Here is a 20,427-nt window from a genome sequence, read left to right on the forward strand (position 1 = left end):
AGGAAATGAACGTTTGAAACTCGGGGCAATTTAGATTATAATGAGTAAATAAAATTGGATGATGAAAAGCATAGATGGGGACTAAGTAGCTGTTTGACCGCCTTACAGGAAAAAAACGCCTGAGACTGAGAGCGTTTTTATGGAAAAAGGCAAACAAGTGAATTCACCCCCGGAGCTGCAACCGGGACCACAGACAAAACGTTTGTGTAAAGGTTAGCCGGCAGAAATGTCGTTATTGAATGAAGCGAGCGAGCCTATAATGAATAGGACGCTAACAAGGGTGGTACCGCGATGATAACCTCGTCCCTTTTTGGGGACGGGGTTTTTTGTTGTTTTCATTTATTGGTTTTCATCAAAAATCACATAGGAGGATTTAATTATGCAAGAGAAATTACAAGCATTGCAGCAGGAAGCCTTGGAAAAAGTACAGATTGCTGTTGACCTCAAAGGCTTGAATGATGTCCGTGTTGCGTACCTTGGCAAAAAAGGACCGATCACCGAGGTATTGAGAGGAATGGGCAGTCTTTCAGCAGAAGAACGTCCAAAGGTAGGGGCACTTGCCAATGAAGTAAGAGGTGCGATTGCATCTGCAATTGAAGAAAAGCAGCACGCATTAGAGGAAGAAGCTGTTAATCAAAAATTGGCAAAGGAAAAAATTGACGTCACTCTTCCTGGAGCTCCTGTTAATAAAGGGAACCACCATCCTTTAACAAAAATTACGGAACAATTAGAAGACCTATTCCTTGGAATGGGCTACACAGTGGCTGAAGGTCCGGAAGTGGAACAGGATTACTATAATTTCGAAGCATTGAATCTCCCTAAGAGCCATCCTGCCCGTGATATGCAGGATTCCTTCTACATTACTGAGGAAATCTTAATGCGTACCCATACATCCCCTGTACAAGCTCGTACAATGGAAAAGCATGAAGGGAAGGGACCGGTTAAAATTATCTGTCCTGGTAAGGTGTATCGCCGTGATAATGACGATGCCACACACTCTCACCAATTTATGCAAATTGAAGGTCTTGTAGTGGATGAGAACATTACAATGGCTGACTTAAATGGAACTCTTGAAGTATTTGCGAAAAAATTCTTTGGTGAAGATCGTGAAATTCGCCTTCGTCCAAGCTTTTTCCCATTCACAGAGCCTTCAGTTGAAATGGATATTTCCTGTAAAATTTGCGGTGGAAAAGGCTGTTCAGTTTGTAAACAAACAGGTTGGATCGAAATTCTGGGCGGAGGTATGGTTCACCCGAATGTACTTGAAATGGCAGGATTTGATTCCAAGAAGTACACTGGATTTGCATTTGGTATGGGTGTTGAAAGGATTGCCATGCTGAAATACGGTGTTGACGATATCCGTCATTTCTATACAAATGATGTACGTTTCGGAAGCCAGTTTCATCGTCACGAGTAAGAATTAGAGGGAGGAAATAAGATGTTTGTATCATATAGATGGTTACAGGATTATGTTGATTTAGATGGAATCAATGCTAATGAGTTGGCAGAAAAAATTACAAGAAGCGGAATCGAAGTAGAAGGTGTAGAATCTCCTGCTGAGGTGATTCAAAACGTGGTAATCGGACATGTACTTGAAAAAGTACAGCATCCGAATGCTGATAAATTAAGTGTTTGTAAAGTGGATATCGGTGAAGAAGAACCGGTTCAAATCGTGTGCGGTGCGCCGAATGTGGCAGCAGGACAAAAAGTTCCTGTCGCAAAAGTAGGAGCTGTTTTACCGGGGAATTTCAAAATTAAAAAGAGCAAGCTTCGCGGAGAAGCATCCCACGGCATGATCTGTTCCCTGCAGGAATTGGGAATCGAAGCGAAAGTAGTGGCAAAAGAGTTCAGTACAGGTATTTTTGTATTCCCTGAAGATGTTGTTCCTGGCACAAATGCGCTTGAACAACTGGGGCTCGATGACCATATTCTTGAGCTTGGATTGACACCAAACCGTTCTGATTGCCTAAGTATGCTTGGTGTAGCTTATGAAGTAGCAGCTATTTTGGGTAAAGAAGTTAAAGTACCAGAAGTAACTGTAAAATCAGGCTCTGAGAAAGCAGAAGACTATGTAAGCGTAAAAGTGGACGCACCTGAGCAAAATCCTCTTTATATCGCGAAAATCATTAAAGATGTAAAAGTCGGTCCATCTCCATTATGGCTGCAAAGCCGATTAATGAAGAGCGGAATCCGCCCGCATAATAATGTGGTCGATATTACGAATTTCATTTTGCTTGAATATGGTCAGCCATTGCATGCGTTCGATTATGATCGTTTACAATCTAAAGAAATTGTCGTTCGTATGGCGCATGAAGGTGAAAAACTGACTACATTGGATGAAGCTGAACGTACGCTTAGCGGTGATCATTTGGTAATTACAAATGGCAAAGAAGCTATTGCACTTGCTGGTGTTATGGGAGGAGCCAACTCTGAGGTTGTTGATGGAACAACAACTGTATTACTGGAAGCAGCCTATTTTGCAGGCGGTCCTGTTCGCAAAGCTTCCAAAGATTTTGGTCTTCGTTCAGAAGCAAGCGCACGCTTTGAAAAAGGTGTGGATCCAAACCGCGTTCGTGCTGCCGGAGAACGTGCAGCAGAATTAATCGCAGAGCTTGCAGGCGGTACAGTGCTTGAAGGTCAAGCAGAATTTAATGAGATGAAGATTGAAGAAGCCGTAATCAGTATTGGTCTTGGAAAAATCAATAAAGTATTGGGTACGTCATTATCTGTTAACGAAGTGAAGGATATTTTAACGCGCCTTCAATTTGAAGTGAAAGTGGATGGAGAAGACTTTGTAATTACGGTACCGACACGCCGTGGAGATATTACCATTCCAGAAGATATTATTGAAGAAGTAGCAAGACTTTACGGATACGATAATATTCCAAAAACATTGCCGGTTGGTGCTTCTAAGCCAGGTGTACTAACTCCATACCAAATGAAGCGTCGAGTTGTACGTCGTTATCTAGAAGAAGCCGGTTTAATGCAAAACATCACATATTCTCTAACATCTGCTGAAAAAGCAACCATGTATACATTAGAGCAACGTGAAAGCATTCGTTTGGCGATGCCGATGAGTGAAGAAAGAAGCACTCTTCGTATGAGCCTGATTCCTGGCTTGCTGGATGTGTTAAAGCATAATGTAGCTCGCCAAAATGAAAATATGGCTGTTTATGAAACAGGCGCTATTTTCCTTAAAACTTCTGATACAGAGCTTCCAGAAGAAAAAGAGCATCTTGCAGGTGCTGTAACGGGTCTATGGAACACAAACCTATGGCAGGGAGAGAAGAAGAAAGTAGATTTCTTCGTTGTAAAAGGAATCCTTGAAGGGTTATTCCGCAAACTTGGATTAGAAAACCGCATGGAGTGGAAACAAGCGATCGTTGAAGGAATGCATCCAGGACGCACAGCTGAATTGTTCTTAGATGGAGAATTAATTGGTTTCGTAGGTCAAGTTCATCCGAAAGTTGAAAAGAAAGAAGACTTAAAAGAAACCTATGTATTTGAATTGTCTCTAGTAGACCTTTTACATGTAGATCAAGAACCAATTCAATATACAGCTATTCCAAGATTCCCTTCTATTACACGTGATATTGCATTGGTTGTGGACTCTGAAGCAGTAGCGGGAGAAATCAGCACGATTATCAAAGAAGCTGGCGGCAAACTATTAAAAGAAGTTCACTTATTCGACTTATACGAAGGAGAAAAAATGGAAGAAGGCAAAAAATCATTAGCATTCTCCCTAAAATACTTCGACCCTGAAAAAACACTAACAGACGAAGAAGTAACAAAAGCCCACAGCAAAGTCCTAATGGCAGTAGAAGAAAAAGCTGGGGCACAGCTGAGAGGCTAGAAAAGCTGAAGGGCCTTGCTCAGGAGCGAGGAGCATAAGACAAAGGCACGAAGGGGATGGTTTCCCCCGTAGTGGCTTTGCTTATGTCCTGAGCTCCTAGGCCCTGAAGCTAGATCTGGTGAAAAGCTGAAACGACTAAAAAGGAACAAAGTCTAAGAACGCCACATCGTGTGGCAACGACTTTGTGACCAACATCCTGTTGGCCTCCGACAAGCATAAGAGAGAGGCACGAAGGGAGGCGTTTTTTCCTCCCGTAGTGGCTATCCTTATGACTCGAGGGCCTAGGAGTTGAAGCTGGATCTAACGAAAGGCTGAGACGACTCAAAAAGGAACAAAGACTAAGACCACCACATCGTGTGGCAATGTCTTCATCCAACATCCTGTTGGCCTTTGCAGCCACTTATAATTGAATGAGGGAGTGGTGGAAGCCATCTCCCTTAATTAAAGATTATATCTGTATAATTTTAATGCAAAAAAGATTGCTATAATATAAGCAATCTTTTTTTTATGTATGAATTAACTTGTTAATGTATGATGACTGTGTTGGTTTATGATAATTTCTCTTTAATCTGTTTGAATTCTTCTCTTAATTTCGTACTATATTCGTCGATTTTTTCTCGTCTTTCTTTTGAGCGCTGTTCTTTCATTCTGGCTTTTGCTTCGTGTTCTAATTCCTTTTGTATCTTACGCGCATGGTCTAGTTCTTCCTGAATAACGCTGGCACGGTATCTAACGATTACTGTATTAAATTGATTAATGATCTCATTATAGGATGTTTCTGTTTCTTCTTGTATAACAGCTATAAGGGCTATATCTCCGTCTTTCATTCTTGTAGAAACCGTATAAAGCATACCGTCCTCTTCCTTGGCATCATTCATATCTAATAAAGAACCGAAGCCGGCACCTATCCCCATTCCTAAAAGGATACCTATCGGACCGCCAAGTAACCCGAGAGCTCCTCCAATAAGTCCGCCTAATAAAGTGTCATCACTTGTTTGACTGCCAGTGTTGAAGCTATCCTTTGTGATAATCTCCCCATCAACTTTTTTTAGTAAAACTACTTGTGAGAGGACGAAATCTTTCTGGGATGTATGAGTTCTTTTTAGCTCAGATAAAGCCTGATATGCTTCGCTTTCAACCTTGAAAAAACTTAACACAACATTTTCCATTCTCGTTTTACCTCATCTCTTTGAAAAAATTCCGATTATTTTATTCCCCTCAGAAAATGCGGTAAACTGGTAAGTTTTTCATTGCATTTAAACATCATTTTAATTGGCTGAGGATAGCGGCTGGATTTAGGGGTAGTTTGGCTGGATTCCAATCAAACTCGGCTGGATTATTACCAAGATTGGCTGAATTCCTTCTAAGTTCGGCCGGATTTTGAATAAAGTCGGCTTGATTCCCGTAAATACAACCTACGAGGCCCTGTTAAATGGAGAATCTTGTTGAAAACAACTTTACTCCATAATAAAAACACTCAGACCAGATGTGATCTCCCCAATTGTTAGACCGTGTGTCTAACAATTGGGGTGCAGATCAGCTCCCAAGCTGAGTGTTTGATTATAATCCAATTCGTTTTACGAGCTTGCGTGCCTTTTCTGTATTGGCGAAGTGAAGCTTGGCAAAGGCGTTTAATTCACTTTCACCTTTTTTAGCGATAAAGACAGCGGCAGCTTCATCCACTTTTGAACTGGCGCCTTTAGGAATCGTCATCCCTGCCTGTTCGCTGAGTAGATCCATATGTTTTAAGAAAGCGTAGCGGGCAATGACAGAAGCGGCTGCCACCGCTGTGGATATACTTTCAGCTTTTGTGCTGAAATACAAGGGAACTTCACGATTTCCGTTCGTGGCGGTATGGCGAAAATATATATCAGGTTCACAAAATTGGTCTATGAGAATACCATCTGGCTTGGTTCCTTCCAATTTGGCCAGCAAATGATGAATAGCTTGTTCATGCAGCATGGCTTTCATTTTACCCTGGCTCATTCCTTTTTGCTGAACACTATTGTATTTTTCGTTTTTCAGGACAAGCAGACTATACGGGATCATTGCTGTAATCTTTTTGCCAAGAATTAATATTTGCGGATCGCGAATCGTTTTAGAGTCCCGTATGCCCATATTTTCAAGTTCCCGAATATGTTCCTTGCTGACATAGGCTGCCGCAACTGTTATGGGTCCGAAGTAATCGCCCGTTCCCGCTTCATCTGTACCAATGATACTCAACTCATTGATTGTATGAGGAGGACGGTAGATATGGTCTGATACACTTCTTTTTTTAATTGGTGATTTTTTTTGAGGGGCAGCAGCATTGGCTGATCCGCTACTCCATTTTTGAACTTCTGCATCTGAGACGGCTCCCTGGAACAATACTTTTCCAGAATTATAGGCCGTAATCGTCATCCCATTCATTTTCGCTGAGAAAACAGCTCCGGGTGGTGTTTTAGGCAATAAAGAATTCAAGTAATAGGATTTCATTTTAAGAATCGTTTCTTTTGTTACTGTAATAACAGTATTCGCCATTTTTCTACTCTACTCCTCTTTACGCCAAATTTCCGTCCTCTTGTTGATAGGACGGAAATTTGTGTATATGATATTTTACGATTGATAGTAGTTTTTATCTAGGAATACCAAGAAATTGGTTTTCATGTTATGATAGTAGACAGGATTTTTATGATTGGAGGCAACCGCCTTGTCTGATAAAAACAGGATAAACGTTGAGATATATGGACAACAATACACCATTGTAGGCGATGAATCAACTTCTCATTTACGACAAGTTGCCCACTCGGTGGATGATAAAATGCGCGAAATTGGTCAAAAAAACCCGAGTCTGGATACGACTAAATTAGCTGTATTAACTGCAGTTAATACGATGCATGAATACTATAAATTGTTAGAAAAGATAGAAGCCTTGGAAATAGAAATAAATCAACAGAAGAAATGAGGATATTATGGTTACACTATTCATATTAGTAGCTTTACTCATAGGATTTTTAATAGGTTTAAGAAGAGGCTTAATCTTGCAGCTTGTACACTTATTAAGTTTTATTATTGCCTTGATTGTAGCTAAATTATTTTATAAAGACCTCGGTCCTAAGCTTGAAATGTGGGTTCCTTTTCCGTCATCAGCGGATACTGACTCAAGTCTTAATATGCTGTTTAATATTACAGATTTGGATTCTGCTTTTTACAATGCAATTGCATTCTTTATTATTTTTGTTGGCGTAAAAATTGTCCTGCAAATTATTGGGTCCATGCTGGACTTTCTTGCTCAGCTGCCCCTTTTGAAGCAGTTTAATCAATTGGCTGGCGGGGCTTTAGGATTTGTAGAAATGTATTTGGGTATGTTTATTATCCTATTTATTGGTGCTATGCTACCCATTGAGTCACTGCAGGAAATGATACATAACTCATCCTTAGCGAAAACAATCATTATGAACACCCCATTTTTATCTGATTGGGTGACAAATTTGTGGTTCCATCCATTTTCATGACTTCCTCTTCCAATAGGGAAGTCATTCTTTTTTAGTATCCGATTGAGCTTGTATATAATGAAGGATAAAGGTATCTAATAAATGAAATAGGACGGGTAGGTGGCCGGAATGATCGTAAACAAAAAAGATGTCATTAAACTATTGGAAACAATAGCAATATATATGGAATTAAAGGGAGAAAATCAATTTAAGGTTTCTGCCTTTCGCAAAGCTGCACAGGCACTTGAAGTAGATGAACGCAGCCTGTCGGAGATTGATGATTTCACCAAGCTGAGCGGGATCGGCAAAGGAACGGCAGCTGTCATAAATGAATATATCGAAACGGAATCATCAGAGGTCCTTAAAGAATTGCAGGAGGAAGTGCCGAAGGGGTTAATTCCTCTTCTTCGCTTACAAGGACTCGGTGGGAAAAAGATTGCCAAGCTATATAAAGAGTTAGCTATTACGAATGCGGAAGAGCTGCAGAAAGCGTGTGAAGAAGGGAAAGTCAGTAAACTTGCCGGCTTTGGCAAAAAGTCTGAAGAAAACATACTTGATGCCATCAAAGCAATGGGAACAAAACCGGATCGTCTGCCTCTTGCTGTTATGCTGCCGATTGTGGAAGACATTGAGGCAAAACTGCAGGCAATGGAAGATGTTATTCGCTTTTCAAGAGCTGGCAGTGTAAGGCGCGGACGTGAAACGATAAAAGACCTTGATTTCATCATAGCTACTGACAATCCCTTGAGTGTCAAAGAACAAATCTTAGGGTTAACCAATATTGATCATATCGTTGCAGCCGGTGATACAAAAGTATCTCTTGCTTTAGCCTATGATTATGAAATAGCAGTAGATTTCAGGATGGTAAAGCCAGCTGAGTTTGCAACGGCTTTACACTATTTTACTGGATCTAAGGACCATAATGTCCGTTTACGCCAATTGGCTAAGGATCGCGGTGAAAAGGTTAGTGAATATGGCGTTGAAAATTTAGAAACTGGTGAAGTCAAAACATTTGAGAGCGAAGAAGACCTATATAGCCATTTTGGTCTGCCGTATATTCCACCGGAAATTAGGCAGGATGGTACTGAAATCGATAAATATCAAGCTGATTACGGTTTAATTTCCTTGGAGGATATTAAAGGTGATCTTCATATGCATACAACCTGGAGTGACGGCTCCCATACGTTAAAAGAGATGGTAGAAGCTTGCCGTGCCAAGGGGTATCGCTATATGGCCATAACCGATCATTCTCAATATTTAAAAGTGGCAAACGGACTGACACCTGAAAGAGTTTTAAAACAGAAAGAAGAAATCAGGAAGTTAAATAAGGAATATGATGACATCATGATCCTGTCCGGTATCGAAATGGACATCCTTCCGGATGGTACACTTGATTTTGATGATGAAATTCTAGAACAATTAGATCTTGTTATTGCTTCTATTCACTCCTCTTTCTCACAACCGCAGGAAGTGATTATGGAGCGTTTGAAAACAGCATTGACCAATAAACATGTCGATATTATCGCACATCCAACTGGGCGGGTTATTGGGCGAAGAGACGGTTACGCAGTGGATATGGATTTATTGATTCAGCTTGCAAAAGAAACTGATACGGTATTAGAGTTGAATGCCAATCCAAATCGTCTCGATTTAGCAGCGGAAAATGTTAAAAAAGCTCAGGATGCAGGAGTTAAAATCGTTATTAATACAGATGCTCACAGCATTGATATGCTGGAGAATATGGACGTAGGTGTGTCAAACGCCAAGCGTGGCTGGATCAAGAAAGAAACTGTATTAAACGCCCAAAATGAGGACGATTTTTTGGCTTTCCTCAATAGAGACTAACAGAAAAAGTAAGGAGGATTTTTCTCCATGCAAGACAAAGTATTAAAAACACTCGAGTTTACAAAAATCATTGCACAATTGCAAAAACATGCTTCTTCCAGTCTGGGAAAAAGCCTAAGTGAACAGTTAATGCCCAATACCGATTTGGAAGAGGTTAAACGTACTCAATATGAAACAGACGAGGCTGCAACCGTATATCGCTTAAAGGGCAATGTGCCTCTTGGAGGGATATTTGATATTCGCTCCCATATAAAACGAGCTCGGATTGGTGGTGTTCTCAGTCCTGTTGAATTGATGGAAACATCAAGTACACTGAGAGCAGGACGGACTCTACGCAGATTTTTGGAGGATATGCAGGAAAATGAAATCGAACTTCCTATTCTCTATGAATATAAAGACCAATTAGTGAATCTGAGTGATCTGGAAAAAGACATCAATATGGCAATTGGGGACCATGGTGAGGTTCTGGACTCTGCCAGTGATACGCTCCGGACGTTGCGTCAGCAATTGCGCACGAATGAAGCAAGAGTTAGAGAAAAGCTTGAAAGTATGATTCGTTCAAGCAATGCCGCCAAAATGTTATCAGATACGATTGTGACGATTCGGAATGATCGTTTTGTCATACCTGTAAAGCAGGAATATAGAAATCATTATGGCGGTATTATCCATGATCAATCTGCATCAGGGCAAACCTTGTTTATTGAGCCGCAGTCTATTGTTCAATTGAATAATACATTACAGGATATTCGCGTAAAAGAAAGTAGGGAAGTAGAACGTATACTAACAGCACTTTCCAATGCTGTAGGCGAGTATGCAGATGATATTCTACTGAATGTCTCTATTTTGGCTAAGCTCGATTTTGCCTTTGCAAAAGCAAAATATGCAAAAGCTATTCATGCATCCATGCCGATTATGAATAATCAGGGAATCATTAAGCTTAAGAAGGCAAGACATCCGCTCATTCCAAAAGAAGAGGTTGTTGCCAACGACATCATTCTTGGAGAGACCTATGGGACGATGGTCATTACAGGACCGAATACAGGCGGTAAAACCGTCACATTAAAAACGGTCGGTCTTTGTACATTAATGGCTATGGCAGGTTTGCAGGTACCGGCAATGGATGGATCAGAATTAGCAGTTTTTAAATCTGTATATGCAGATATCGGTGACGAACAATCGATTGAGCAAAGCTTGAGTACATTTTCATCTCATATGGTGAATATAGTGGAAATCCTAGAAACCTTGGACTTTGAATCACTCGTATTATTTGATGAGCTTGGAGCTGGAACAGATCCTCAGGAAGGAGCGGCACTAGCGATTTCAATTCTGGATGAAGCACATTCACGTGGAGCTAAGGTTATTGCTACAACCCATTATCCTGAGCTGAAAGCCTATGGATATAATAAAGAAGGCGTCATTAATGCAAGTGTGGAATTTGATGTAGAAACGCTCAGTCCAACCTATCGACTGCTTATCGGTGTGCCTGGTCGAAGTAATGCGTTCGAAATCTCTACGAAGCTGGGTTTAACTGAACGGATTATTCGCAACGCTCGTGGAATGATTGGAGCCGATTCCAATAAGGTTGAAAACATGATTGCATCTTTGGAAACTTCACGAAAGGAAGCTGAAAAAGACTGGCAGGAAGCGGAAGAATATTTGAGGGATGCTGAAATCCTTCATCAAGATTTACAAAAACAATTAATGGAGTACGAGGATAAAAAAGATACGCTAATCGAAAAAGCCAAGCAGGAAGCAAGGCAACTCGTAGAAAAGGCTCAAAAAGAAGCGGAGGAAATTATCCGTGAGCTGAGACAGATGCGAATCGAAAAGAGTGCTGAAGTCAAAGAGCATGAATTGATAGAGGCGAAGAGAAGGCTTAATGAAGCAAAACCTGAGGAATCCAAAAAAATAAGAAAAGCCGCTGTATCGTCAGCCAAAAGGACGCTTAAGCCTGGCGATGAAGTTAAGGTTCTCACTTGGGGACAAATTGGTCAATTAATAGAAAAGATATCCGATCATGAGTGGAATGTTCAAATGGGAATCATGAAAATGAAAGTGGATGAGAAAGATCTCGAATTTAAGAAAAGTCCAAAGCCAGTCGAGACGAAAACGATCACCAAGATTAAAGGTAAAAATTTTCATGTTAATCTAGAGCTTGATCTCCGTGGTGAGCGTTACGAAAATGCATTGTCTAGAGTGGAGAAATATATTGATGATGCCTTGCTTGCCGGTTATCCGCGTGTTTCCATCATTCATGGGAAAGGAACAGGGGCACTGAGACAAGGAGTCAGAGAGTATTTGAAGAATCATCGTTCAGTCAAATCAATGAGGTTTGGGGAAGCTTCTGAAGGTGGAATTGGCGTGACGATTGTTGAATTGAAATAAGGGAGAACACAGGAGGAGACCATGGAAACACTGGGGAAGATTTTGTTGGTGGTATCTGCTTTATTTATCATTGTCGGGATCATATATATGGCCTTCTACGCGTGAGTGCGTGAGTGAAAGAGTTTAAATGGTGGGGGGTCCCGCTGTTTAGGCTCTTTTTTATATCCTGCCGGCAAGTTAAGTACACATTGAAAGCAAAAAAGTGATTATTGGATATTCAGGACTTCCAAAATCATTCTTTAGGAGTTAAGAACTAGATAATTCAAATAAAGTTAACAGAATATTAGTAAAATATTGTCACATAAAATTCATTATACTATAATTAACTAGGAGAAATAGCTTTTTAAGGGAGGTTTTTACATTGTTAGAAGAAAAACCATGGTTTAAGCATTATCCAGAAGAAATCCCGAAAAGCATCGAGTATGGACATAATTTAATACAGGATTATTTAAAACAGTCTGCTTACAAATACCCAACTAAAAACGCCATTCATTTTATGGGAACATCAATTACGTACAAGAAACTGTATGAGTATGCATTGCAATTTGCCCATTATTTGAAAAAGCTAGGCGTTGAAAAAGGTGACCGAGTAGCTATCATGCTACCAAATTCGCCGCAGGGAGTCATTGGTTATTATGGATCATTGATAGCAGGTGCTATAGTGGTTCAAACGAACCCTCTGTATATGGAAAGAGAAATCGAATACCAAATGCAGGATTCAGGTGCCAAAGTTATCCTGACTTTAGATATTTTGTTCCCCCGTGTCATGAGTGTCATGAAAAAAACAGATTTACAGCATATCATCGTTGCTCCCATCAAAGATTTTTTACCTTTTCCAAAGAACTTAATTTATCCATTTATCCAGAAAAAGCAATATGGCATTGTCGTCAATGTTGAGCATAAAGGCAATCATCATCTCATGTCTGAAATCCTAAAAACATCACCGAAAACCGAGGTCGAGTATGAAGGCAACCCGGAAGAAGATCTTGCCTTACTGCAATATACCGGTGGAACAACTGGTTTTCCTAAGGGAGTTATGCTGACACATAATAACCTGGTAGCCAATACAAAAATGTGTGATGCCTGGCTCTATAAATATAAAGAAGCAGAAGAAAAAGTCCTCGCAATATTGCCTTTTTTCCATGTCTATGGGATGACTACCGTTCTTATCCTTTCTATCATGAAGGGCCATGAGATGATTATATTGCCAAAGTTTGATGCCGTTACGACCTTGAAGACTATACAGAAACAGAAGCCAACTCTATTTCCAGGAGCTCCTACCATGTATATTGGCTTATTAAATCATCCCGATATATCGAAGTATGATTTATCATCCATTGATGCCTGTATAAGTGGTTCAGCAGCACTCCCAGTGGAGGTTCAGGAGAAATTTGAAAAACTCACTGGAGGTAAATTGGTCGAGGGCTACGGTTTGACAGAAACATCACCGGTAACTCATGCTAATCTTTTATGGAATGACAAGCGTGTGAAGGGAAGTATTGGTTTGCCATGGCCAAGTACGGAAGCAGCAATTCTATCTTCTGAAACCTTAGAGCCGTTACCTCCAGGCGAGGTCGGTGAACTAGCAATAAAGGGACCGCAAGTTATGAGAGGTTATTGGAATCGTCCTGAGGAAACAGAAAGCGCTTTCTCTGGTGAATGGTTATTAACGGGAGATATGGGCTATATGGATGCAGAAGGATACTTCTACATCGTGGATCGTAAAAAAGATATTATTATTGCAGGTGGGTTCAATATTTATCCGAGGGAAATTGAAGAGGTATTATATGAGCATGAGGCTGTTCAGGAAGCCGTGGTGGCGGGTGTGCCTGATCCATATCGCGGAGAAACCGTGAAAGCGTATGTAGTATTGAAAGATCAAGCAAAAGTGACCGAGCAGGAATTAAATGCATTTTGCCGTAAGCATTTGGCTGCCTTTAAAGTACCTCGTCTATATGAATTCCGCGATGAGCTTCCGAAAACCGCGATTGGTAAAATTCTACGACGTGTATTGGTTGATGAAGAGAAACAAAAACAACAAACAATTGATAAAAGAGAGGCTTAATCGATTCTGAAGAAAGCGCTTCGTAAAACCATTTATTTGAAAAGGGATTTAGCTTGACTTTATTATTTTTCCCCTCTAATATGAAATTATGAATGACTATTCATTCATTTTAGAGGAGGAAGAATGATAATGAAAAAAGACCGCCCAAAATACAAACAGATTATTGATGCAGCCGTGATTGTTATTGCAGAAAACGGCTACCATCAAGCACAAGTCTCCAAGATAGCAAAGCAGGCGGGTGTAGCAGATGGTACGATTTACTTGTATTTCAAAAATAAAGAAGATATTTTGATTTCCATGTTCCAGGATAAACTGGGAGGTTTTATATCCAGTATTGAAGAAGAGATGGAACGGGTATCCAGTGCAACTGAAAAAATGCTGGTGCTGGTGCGCAAGCATTTTGAGATTCTTTCTGAGGATAAGCATTTGGCTATCGTTACACAGTTGGAATTACGGCAATCCAATAAAGAGATACGTTATAAAATTAATGATGTTCTTAAAGGATATTTAAAGCTTGTTGATTCCATTTTAGTTACAGGAATTGAACAAGGGGAATTCCAAGATAAACTTGATGTTCGTCTGGCTCGTCATATGGTATTTGGTACGCTGGATGAAATCGTTACGACTTGGGTGATGAACGAGCAAAAATATGATCTTAATAAGCAAGCTGAACCAGTTCACCATTTAATAATCAAAGGATTGGGTGCTTGAATGAGATAACCATGATACAAAAAAGGGGTAATACAAATGAAGACATTACGTGTATATGAGGAGAATCAGGTGGCCTATGTCTCTATAGATAGGCCACCAGCTAACGCACTGGCTTCTGATCTTCTTGAAGATTTATCCGCCATGTTTGATTCGATTGAAGAAAACGAGGATGTGCGGGTTGTTGTCCTATATGGAGAGGGGAAATTTTTCTCAGCTGGTGCAGATATTAAAGAATTCACGACAGTTACATCCGAAGGAGATTTTTCTGCTCTTTCTAAAAGAGGACAGGATTTATTTGAAAGGATTGAACGGTTCAAAAAACCGGTCATAGCGGCCATTCACGGCGCTGCATTGGGAGGCGGACTTGAGCTCGCTATGTCTTGCCATCTGCGATACGTAACTGAAAGGGCTAAGCTTGGATTGCCAGAGCTGCAGCTGGGTCTTATTCCCGGTTTTGCTGGCACTCAAAGGCTCACTCGTTTTGTGGGAGCATCCAAAGCTGCAGAGATGATGTTCACATCTGAACCTATTTCTGGTTTGGAGGCTGTTGAAGCAGGACTTGCAAATAAATCCTTCAAGGATGAAGAGTTAATGGATGCCGTAAAAGAGATTGCCGGTAAAATTGCAGGAAAAAGTCCAATTGCACTAGAGAAAGCCATCCACCTTATTAACTACTCTAAGCATGAACAATATTACAAAGGAGTAGATGAGGAAGCTATCCAATTTGGCAAAATCTTTGTCACTGAAGATGCTAAAGAGGGGATTCATGCATTTTTAGAAAAACGTTTGCCGATTTTTAAAGGAAAATAGGCGGTCAATAGCGAATCATTTTGTGAGTAACCTCTTCTCTTTGAGTGGGAGCTTCAGAGAGTAGGAGTTATATATATTTAGTTTTCTCAATCTTCAAAATTAATACGAACTATAGGAGGGCAATACATGAATATCTATGTTTTGCTAAAAAGGACATTTGATACAGAGGAGAAAATTTCATTATCAAACGGCCGTATTCAAGAAGATGGCGCTGAGTTTATCATTAACCCGTACGATGAGTATGCAGTGGAGGAAGCTATCCAGGTGCGTGATGCACAGGGAGGCGAAGTGACTGTTGTGACAGTCGGCGGAGAAGATGCAGAGAAAGAGCTAAGAACTGCACTTGCAATGGGAGCTGATAAGGCAGTTCTTATAAATATTGAAGATGATGTGGAAGATGGAGACCAATATACAACTTCTAAAATATTAGCTGAGTATTTAAAAGAACAAGAGGTTGATTTGATTATTGGAGGGAATGTGGCAATTGATGGAGGTTCCGGTCAGGTAGGACCGCGTGTAGCCGGTTTACTCGATATCCCTTATGTAACTACTGTTACTAAACTTGAAATTAACGGCAGAAATGTAACCGTTACCAGAGATGTTGAAGGGGATTCTGAGATTATTGAAACTTCTCTGCCTTTATTAATTACAGCTCAACAAGGTTTGAACGAGCCGCGTTATCCATCCTTACCAGGGATTATGAAAGCGAAGAAAAAACCGCTTGAGGAATTGGAACTGGATGACCTTGATCTTGAAGAAGATGATGTAGAAGCTAAAACAAAGAGTATTGAAATTTATCTGCCTCCTAAGAAAGATGCTGGTAAAGTTTTACAAGGGGAAATTCCTGACCAAGTAAAGGAACTGGTTAATCTGCTTCGTACTGAAGCAAAGGTAATTTAATTTAAATAAACGGTGATAGTGATAGATAGCAACGAACACAAAGGGAAAAATAACGGGAGGTAAAATTATGTCTAGAAAGATTTTAGTTTTAGGTGAAACAAGAGAGTCTTCTCTTCGTAATGTATCCTTTGAAGCAATCGCTGCAGCTAAGACAGTTGCTGAGGGCGGAGAAGTTGTAGGCGTTATATTTGGAGAGTCTGTTACAGAGATTGGGATGGAATTAATTCATTATGGAGCCGACCGTGTTATCGCTGTTGAGAATGAACAGCTAAAACAGTATTCATCAGACGGTTATACTCAGGCCTTGTTAGCTGTGATTGATCAAGAATCTCCTGACGGACTTATTTTCGGCCATACTTCATTGGGAAAAGACCTGGCGCCGCGTGTTGCTGGTAAATTAAGTTCCGGACTAATTTCAGATGCGATTGGTGTAGAAGAGGCAGGCGGAAATATCGTCTTCACACGTCCAATCTACTCCGGTAAAGCATTTGAAAAGAGAATTGTAACAGATGGACTAGTATTTGCTACTATTCGACCAAATAATATTGATCCGCTTGAGCATGATCCTTCCCGTACGGGGGATGTTTCAACTATATCTGTAGATATCAAGGATTTACGTACCGTTATTAAGGAAGTATTACGTAAAGCAACTGAGGGAGTTGATCTGTCAGAAGCTAAAGTAATTGTTGCCGGTGGACGGGGAGTAAAAAGCGAAGAAGGTTTTGAACCACTAAAAGAATTGGCCAACGTTCTTGGAGGTGCTGTTGGAGCATCTCGCGGAGCATGTGACGCCGAATACTGTGATTATTCTCTGCAAATTGGCCAAACAGGTAAGGTCGTGACACCGGATCTGTATATTGCTTGTGGAATTTCCGGAGCAATCCAGCATTTAGCCGGTATGTCTAACTCCAAAGTAATTGTAGCAATCAACAAAGACCCAGAGGCTAATATTTTTAAAGTAGCTGATTACGGTATTGTTGGCGATTTATTTGATGTAGTTCCTTTATTAACAGAAGAGTTCAAAAATCTTCTTGTGAAATCTTAAGTTCATATTTTGGGTAAACAGGGTGGCAAAAGCCATCCTGTTTTTCAACATAAAGGTAAAATTAGTACAAACCCATTTCTTTGAAATTCAGGATAATTAAGCAGGACAGTAGCCATCCTATATAGAACAGTGGTATACTCCACTTATAGTTTACTTAATGTATGCTTTAGGAGGTAAAATTCATGGCAATTTCTAATGTAACGGATCAAACATTCGTAACTGAAACAGGCGAAGGCTTGGTTTTAGCTGATTTTTGGGCACCTTGGTGTGGACCTTGTAAAATGATCGCACCTGTATTGGAAGAAATCGATGCAGAGTTAGATGGTAAAGTTAAAATCGTTAAACTTGATGTAGATGAGAATCAAGAAACAGCTGTTAAATTCGGTGTCATGAGCATTCCTACACTTGTTCTTTTTAAAGATGGAGAAGTAGTAGATAAAGTGATCGGATTCCAACCAAAAGAAGCACTTGTTAATTTGATTTCCAAGCATTCTTAAGGTTTAACGTAAAAAAGACTTCGGACGACCGGAGTCTTTTTTCTTTTGGAAAGTATTAAAACCTCCTTTAATTGTAAAATCCGTTTATAATATATAGAAACTTAAACTTTAAGTAGAGGGGGGACCCTTTTGAATCAACATATAAAAGATAAGCTTAGCTTGTTACCCGATCAGCCGGGATGTTATCTAATGAAGGACCGACAAAATGTTGTTATATATGTGGGAAAAGCCAAAGTTTTAAAAAATAGGGTACGTTCTTATTTTACTGGTTCTCATGATGGGAAAACCCAGCGCCTTGTATCGGAGATTGAGGATTTTGAGTATATCGTAACCTCTTCTAATATGGAGGCACTCATATTAGAAATGAATCTAATAAAAAAATATGATCCAAAATACAATATCATGCTGAAGGATGATAAAAGCTTTCCGTTTATCAAGATCACTTCGGAAAGGCATCCTCGATTAATCATTACAAGAAACGTAAAAAAAGATAAAGGTAAGTACTTTGGGCCCTATCCAAATGTATATGCAGCCAATGAAACTAAAAAGCTGTTAGACCGGCTGTATCCGCTCAGGAAGTGTACAACCTTACCGGCTAAAGCATGTTTGTATTATCATATTGGACAATGCCTTGCACCATGTGAAAAGACGGTCAGGGAAGATGAATATAAACAAATTACAGATGAAATAACAAAGTTTTTAAATGGCGGTTTTAAGGATATCAAGAAAGATTTACAGGATAACATGTATAAAGCATCAGAAGAATTGGACTTTGAACGGGCCAAGGAATTAAGGGACCAAATCGCTCATATTGAAGCAACAATGGAAAAACAAAAAATTGTATTCAGCGATTTAACGGACCGGGATATATTTGGATATGCAGTTGATAAAGGTTGGATGTGTGTCCAAGTCTTTTTTGTTCGGCAAGGAAAGCTGATTGAGAGAGATGTCTCGTTATTCCCTTTATATGATGATCCTGCTGATGAGCTATTGACCTTCTTGGGGCAATTTTATTCTAAGCCAAATCATTTTAAACCACATGAAGTACTCCTCACTGATGATATAGATATAGAATTGGCTGAAGGACTTCTTGACGTGAAAGTGGCACAGCCTAAACGTGGACCAAAGAAAGACCTGGTGAAACTTGCTGTTAAAAATGCAAAAATCGCCTTGCAGGAGAAGTTTTCTTTAATCGAAAGAGACGAAGAACGGACGATAAAAGCAATTGAAAACTTAGGAGAAATCATGGGGATTCATACACCGCATCGAATCGAGGCTTTCGATAACTCGAATATTCAGGGTGTTGATCCTGTCTCTGCTATGGTTGTATTTATTGATGGGAAACCTGAACGGAAGGAATACCGGAAATATAAAATTAAAACCGTAATCGGCCCGAATGACTACGATTCCATGAGAGAAGTCGTCAGAAGGAGATATGCCCGCGTACTTCGAGAGAATCTCCCTTGGCCGGATTTAATCATAGTTGATGGAGGCAAAGGACATATTGAGGCAGTTCGCGAAGTAATTGAGGATGAATACGGAATGGAGATTCCTGTAGCGGGATTGGCTAAGGATGATAAACATAAGACCTCCGTATTGCTATACGGAAACCCTTTAGAAATAATTCCATTGGGCAGAACCAGCCAAGAGTTTTACCTCTTGCAGCGTATACAGGATGAGGTTCACCGATTTGCAATTACCTTCCATCGGCAAATTAGAGGAAAATCAAGCTTCCAATCTGTCCTGGATGGAGTTCCTGGTATAGGAGAGAAAAGAAAGAAAGTACTGCTTAAGCATTTTGGCTCGATTAAAAAGATGAAAGAAGCCACATCAGAGGAATTTATAAAATTGGGAATCCCTGAAGCAAGCACCAAGGCTTTATTGGATAAACTAAATGAAGAACAAAAAAATGACTAACCAGTAAACCTGCACCTTTAATTTTATGGTGCAGGTTTTTTATTGAAGGTAAACAGATATCATAGAGAAAAAGGGCAATTCATATATGGAATTACCCTTTTTAATCAATTTACATTAAATGGTATCTTTATTGTCGGTTTTCACCGTGAAGTATACTTTATTTGCCCGTTTTTTTTGTTCTTCATAGCTTTCAGAAACTACTTTTCTCTGATGTTCTGTTTGGTAGGCAAGAAAACCTGCTTCTAATTGGAAATGGGTATTTTCGTTGATTGAAAATCTGCGGTTAATTAATTCACCTGTAAGCTCCCACTTTAATTCATCTTTTGTTTCCTTTACCAGCGTAAGGTCGCCCCAACCGGCGTCATGAAAAAACGTGATGGTTTCTTCTGTACTAGATAATGGAAATCTTCTTCCGAGTTGCTTTCCAGCCCAATAAAGGATTTGAGGGCCTTCCTTTCCCAATAAATCTTCCAAAAGGAATTCTCTTATTATTTCATACCCAAATGCAGGTATTAACGGCTCATTTTCAGTGACAGGTGCCATTTCTACTGACTCTAACTTATCTTCTTTTGTCATAGTTTCCCCTCTTTCCTTACATTATTATAGCTATATATATGGGAGTGGATGCAAGGGTAAAGTTGTATTTTCTATTAAGTATTTTCCAGGTAATATATAGAAATAGAAAAATATCAGTTATTTACAAATTATCGGTAGAAATAGGAAATCTCTGTATCCGTTTTCTTGACGCATTTTGGTTGAAAGGAGTACAATAAAACCGTCACATAATTGTAAGAATATGTGGAATTATTTTTGTTTTTATACTATTCATCTATTAATTTTGCAGAAAAATGTTTTTGGCATCTTAGATGGGTGGTGGGTTAGATGATTGCAGCTATGTTGAAGACCTGCTTGCAATTATTTAAGGC

General features: G+C 39.8%; 16 protein-coding genes. 13 read left to right on the forward strand and 3 right to left on the reverse strand.

Going from position 1 to position 20,427, the window contains the following annotated elements; genetic code table 11:
• Nucleotides 1-379: 379 nt before the first annotated feature.
• A complete protein-coding gene (gene pheS / locus FHY45_RS19600; protein ID WP_066108785.1) occupies nucleotides 380-1,417 on the forward strand; it encodes a phenylalanine--tRNA ligase subunit alpha in 1,038 nt (345 codons plus the stop codon).
• A 21-nt stretch (nucleotides 1,418-1,438) separates the two neighbouring features.
• Nucleotides 1,439-3,853 carry a phenylalanine--tRNA ligase subunit beta gene (pheT, locus tag FHY45_RS19605; RefSeq protein WP_066108783.1) on the forward strand — a complete coding sequence of 805 codons (2,415 nt, stop codon included), beginning with the start codon at nucleotides 1,439-1,441 and terminating at the stop codon, nucleotides 3,851-3,853.
• Nucleotides 3,854-4,401: 548 nt separating this feature from the next.
• Here the strand turns inward: pheT and FHY45_RS19610 are convergent.
• The gene (locus tag FHY45_RS19610; protein ID WP_066108777.1) at nucleotides 4,402-5,022 is read right to left on the reverse strand and encodes a DUF1269 domain-containing protein; all 621 of its coding nucleotides are present in this window, start codon (nucleotides 5,020-5,022) and stop codon (nucleotides 4,402-4,404) included.
• Between the two features lie 391 nt (nucleotides 5,023-5,413).
• A complete protein-coding gene (rnhC, locus tag FHY45_RS19615; protein WP_139892810.1) occupies nucleotides 5,414-6,373 on the reverse strand; it encodes a ribonuclease HIII in 960 nt (319 codons plus the stop codon).
• A 154-nt stretch (nucleotides 6,374-6,527) separates the two neighbouring features.
• Here rnhC and zapA point away from each other — a divergent pair, with 154 nt between their 5' ends.
• From zapA to uvrC, 11 genes are all read left to right on the forward strand, one after another.
• Entirely contained in the window at nucleotides 6,528-6,797 is a 270-nt protein-coding gene (gene zapA / locus FHY45_RS19620) for a cell division protein ZapA (RefSeq protein ID WP_373925507.1), read from the forward strand.
• A gap of 7 nt (nucleotides 6,798-6,804) precedes the next feature.
• On the forward strand, nucleotides 6,805-7,347 hold the full coding sequence (locus FHY45_RS19625) for a CvpA family protein (RefSeq protein ID WP_066108772.1): 543 nt from the start codon (nucleotides 6,805-6,807) through the stop codon (nucleotides 7,345-7,347).
• A 108-nt stretch (nucleotides 7,348-7,455) separates the two neighbouring features.
• Nucleotides 7,456-9,171 carry a DNA polymerase/3'-5' exonuclease PolX gene (gene polX, locus FHY45_RS19630; protein ID WP_139892811.1) on the forward strand — a complete coding sequence of 572 codons (1,716 nt, stop codon included), beginning with the start codon at nucleotides 7,456-7,458 and terminating at the stop codon, nucleotides 9,169-9,171.
• 27 nt (nucleotides 9,172-9,198) lie between these two features.
• Nucleotides 9,199-11,556 carry an endonuclease MutS2 gene (locus FHY45_RS19635; RefSeq protein ID WP_139892812.1) on the forward strand — a complete coding sequence of 786 codons (2,358 nt, stop codon included), beginning with the start codon at nucleotides 9,199-9,201 and terminating at the stop codon, nucleotides 11,554-11,556.
• 361 nt (nucleotides 11,557-11,917) lie between these two features.
• Complete coding sequence (locus tag FHY45_RS19640; protein WP_139892813.1) at nucleotides 11,918-13,621, forward strand: long-chain-fatty-acid--CoA ligase; 1,704 nt, start codon at nucleotides 11,918-11,920, stop codon at nucleotides 13,619-13,621.
• A gap of 129 nt (nucleotides 13,622-13,750) precedes the next feature.
• The gene (locus tag FHY45_RS19645; protein WP_139892814.1) at nucleotides 13,751-14,332 is read left to right on the forward strand and encodes a fatty acid metabolism transcriptional regulator FadR; all 582 of its coding nucleotides are present in this window, start codon (nucleotides 13,751-13,753) and stop codon (nucleotides 14,330-14,332) included.
• A gap of 36 nt (nucleotides 14,333-14,368) precedes the next feature.
• Nucleotides 14,369-15,142 carry an enoyl-CoA hydratase gene (locus tag FHY45_RS19650; RefSeq protein WP_139892815.1) on the forward strand — a complete coding sequence of 258 codons (774 nt, stop codon included), beginning with the start codon at nucleotides 14,369-14,371 and terminating at the stop codon, nucleotides 15,140-15,142.
• 126 nt (nucleotides 15,143-15,268) lie between these two features.
• Entirely contained in the window at nucleotides 15,269-16,042 is a 774-nt protein-coding gene (locus FHY45_RS19655; RefSeq protein ID WP_139892816.1) for an electron transfer flavoprotein subunit beta/FixA family protein, read from the forward strand.
• 67 nt (nucleotides 16,043-16,109) lie between these two features.
• Entirely contained in the window at nucleotides 16,110-17,087 is a 978-nt protein-coding gene (locus FHY45_RS19660; protein WP_139892817.1) for an electron transfer flavoprotein subunit alpha/FixB family protein, read from the forward strand.
• A 182-nt stretch (nucleotides 17,088-17,269) separates the two neighbouring features.
• A complete protein-coding gene (trxA, locus tag FHY45_RS19665; RefSeq protein WP_066108745.1) occupies nucleotides 17,270-17,584 on the forward strand; it encodes a thioredoxin in 315 nt (104 codons plus the stop codon).
• A gap of 129 nt (nucleotides 17,585-17,713) precedes the next feature.
• Nucleotides 17,714-19,501 carry an excinuclease ABC subunit UvrC gene (gene uvrC, locus FHY45_RS19670; protein ID WP_066108740.1) on the forward strand — a complete coding sequence of 596 codons (1,788 nt, stop codon included), beginning with the start codon at nucleotides 17,714-17,716 and terminating at the stop codon, nucleotides 19,499-19,501.
• 114 nt (nucleotides 19,502-19,615) lie between these two features.
• Here uvrC and FHY45_RS19675 read toward each other — a convergent pair whose 3' ends face one another.
• On the reverse strand, nucleotides 19,616-20,077 hold the full coding sequence (locus FHY45_RS19675; protein ID WP_066108735.1) for a YslB family protein: 462 nt from the start codon (nucleotides 20,075-20,077) through the stop codon (nucleotides 19,616-19,618).
• Between the last annotated feature and the right edge of the window lie 350 nt (nucleotides 20,078-20,427).

This window comes from Bacillus sp. D386, assembly GCF_006346415.1.

What these genes read in the sequence shown, in the direction of transcription:
- FHY45_RS19610 (WP_066108777.1), bottom strand. Translation starts at nt 5,022, where the DNA reads ATGGAAAATGTTGTGTTAAGTTTTTTCAAGGTTGAAAGCGAAGCATAT.
- FHY45_RS19635 (WP_139892812.1), top strand. Translation starts at nt 9,199, where the DNA reads ATGCAAGACAAAGTATTAAAAACACTCGAGTTTACAAAAATCATTGCA.
- FHY45_RS19625 (WP_066108772.1), top strand. Translation starts at nt 6,805, where the DNA reads ATGGTTACACTATTCATATTAGTAGCTTTACTCATAGGATTTTTAATA.
- FHY45_RS19645 (WP_139892814.1), top strand. Translation starts at nt 13,751, where the DNA reads ATGAAAAAAGACCGCCCAAAATACAAACAGATTATTGATGCAGCCGTG.
- FHY45_RS19675 (WP_066108735.1), bottom strand. Translation starts at nt 20,077, where the DNA reads ATGACAAAAGAAGATAAGTTAGAGTCAGTAGAAATGGCACCTGTCACT.
- trxA (WP_066108745.1), top strand. Translation starts at nt 17,270, where the DNA reads ATGGCAATTTCTAATGTAACGGATCAAACATTCGTAACTGAAACAGGC.
- polX (WP_139892811.1), top strand. Translation starts at nt 7,456, where the DNA reads ATGATCGTAAACAAAAAAGATGTCATTAAACTATTGGAAACAATAGCA.
- FHY45_RS19660 (WP_139892817.1), top strand. Translation starts at nt 16,110, where the DNA reads ATGTCTAGAAAGATTTTAGTTTTAGGTGAAACAAGAGAGTCTTCTCTT.
- FHY45_RS19655 (WP_139892816.1), top strand. Translation starts at nt 15,269, where the DNA reads ATGAATATCTATGTTTTGCTAAAAAGGACATTTGATACAGAGGAGAAA.
- pheS (WP_066108785.1), top strand. Translation starts at nt 380, where the DNA reads ATGCAAGAGAAATTACAAGCATTGCAGCAGGAAGCCTTGGAAAAAGTA.
- pheT (WP_066108783.1), top strand. Translation starts at nt 1,439, where the DNA reads ATGTTTGTATCATATAGATGGTTACAGGATTATGTTGATTTAGATGGA.
- rnhC (WP_139892810.1), bottom strand. Translation starts at nt 6,373, where the DNA reads ATGGCGAATACTGTTATTACAGTAACAAAAGAAACGATTCTTAAAATG.
- FHY45_RS19650 (WP_139892815.1), top strand. Translation starts at nt 14,369, where the DNA reads ATGAAGACATTACGTGTATATGAGGAGAATCAGGTGGCCTATGTCTCT.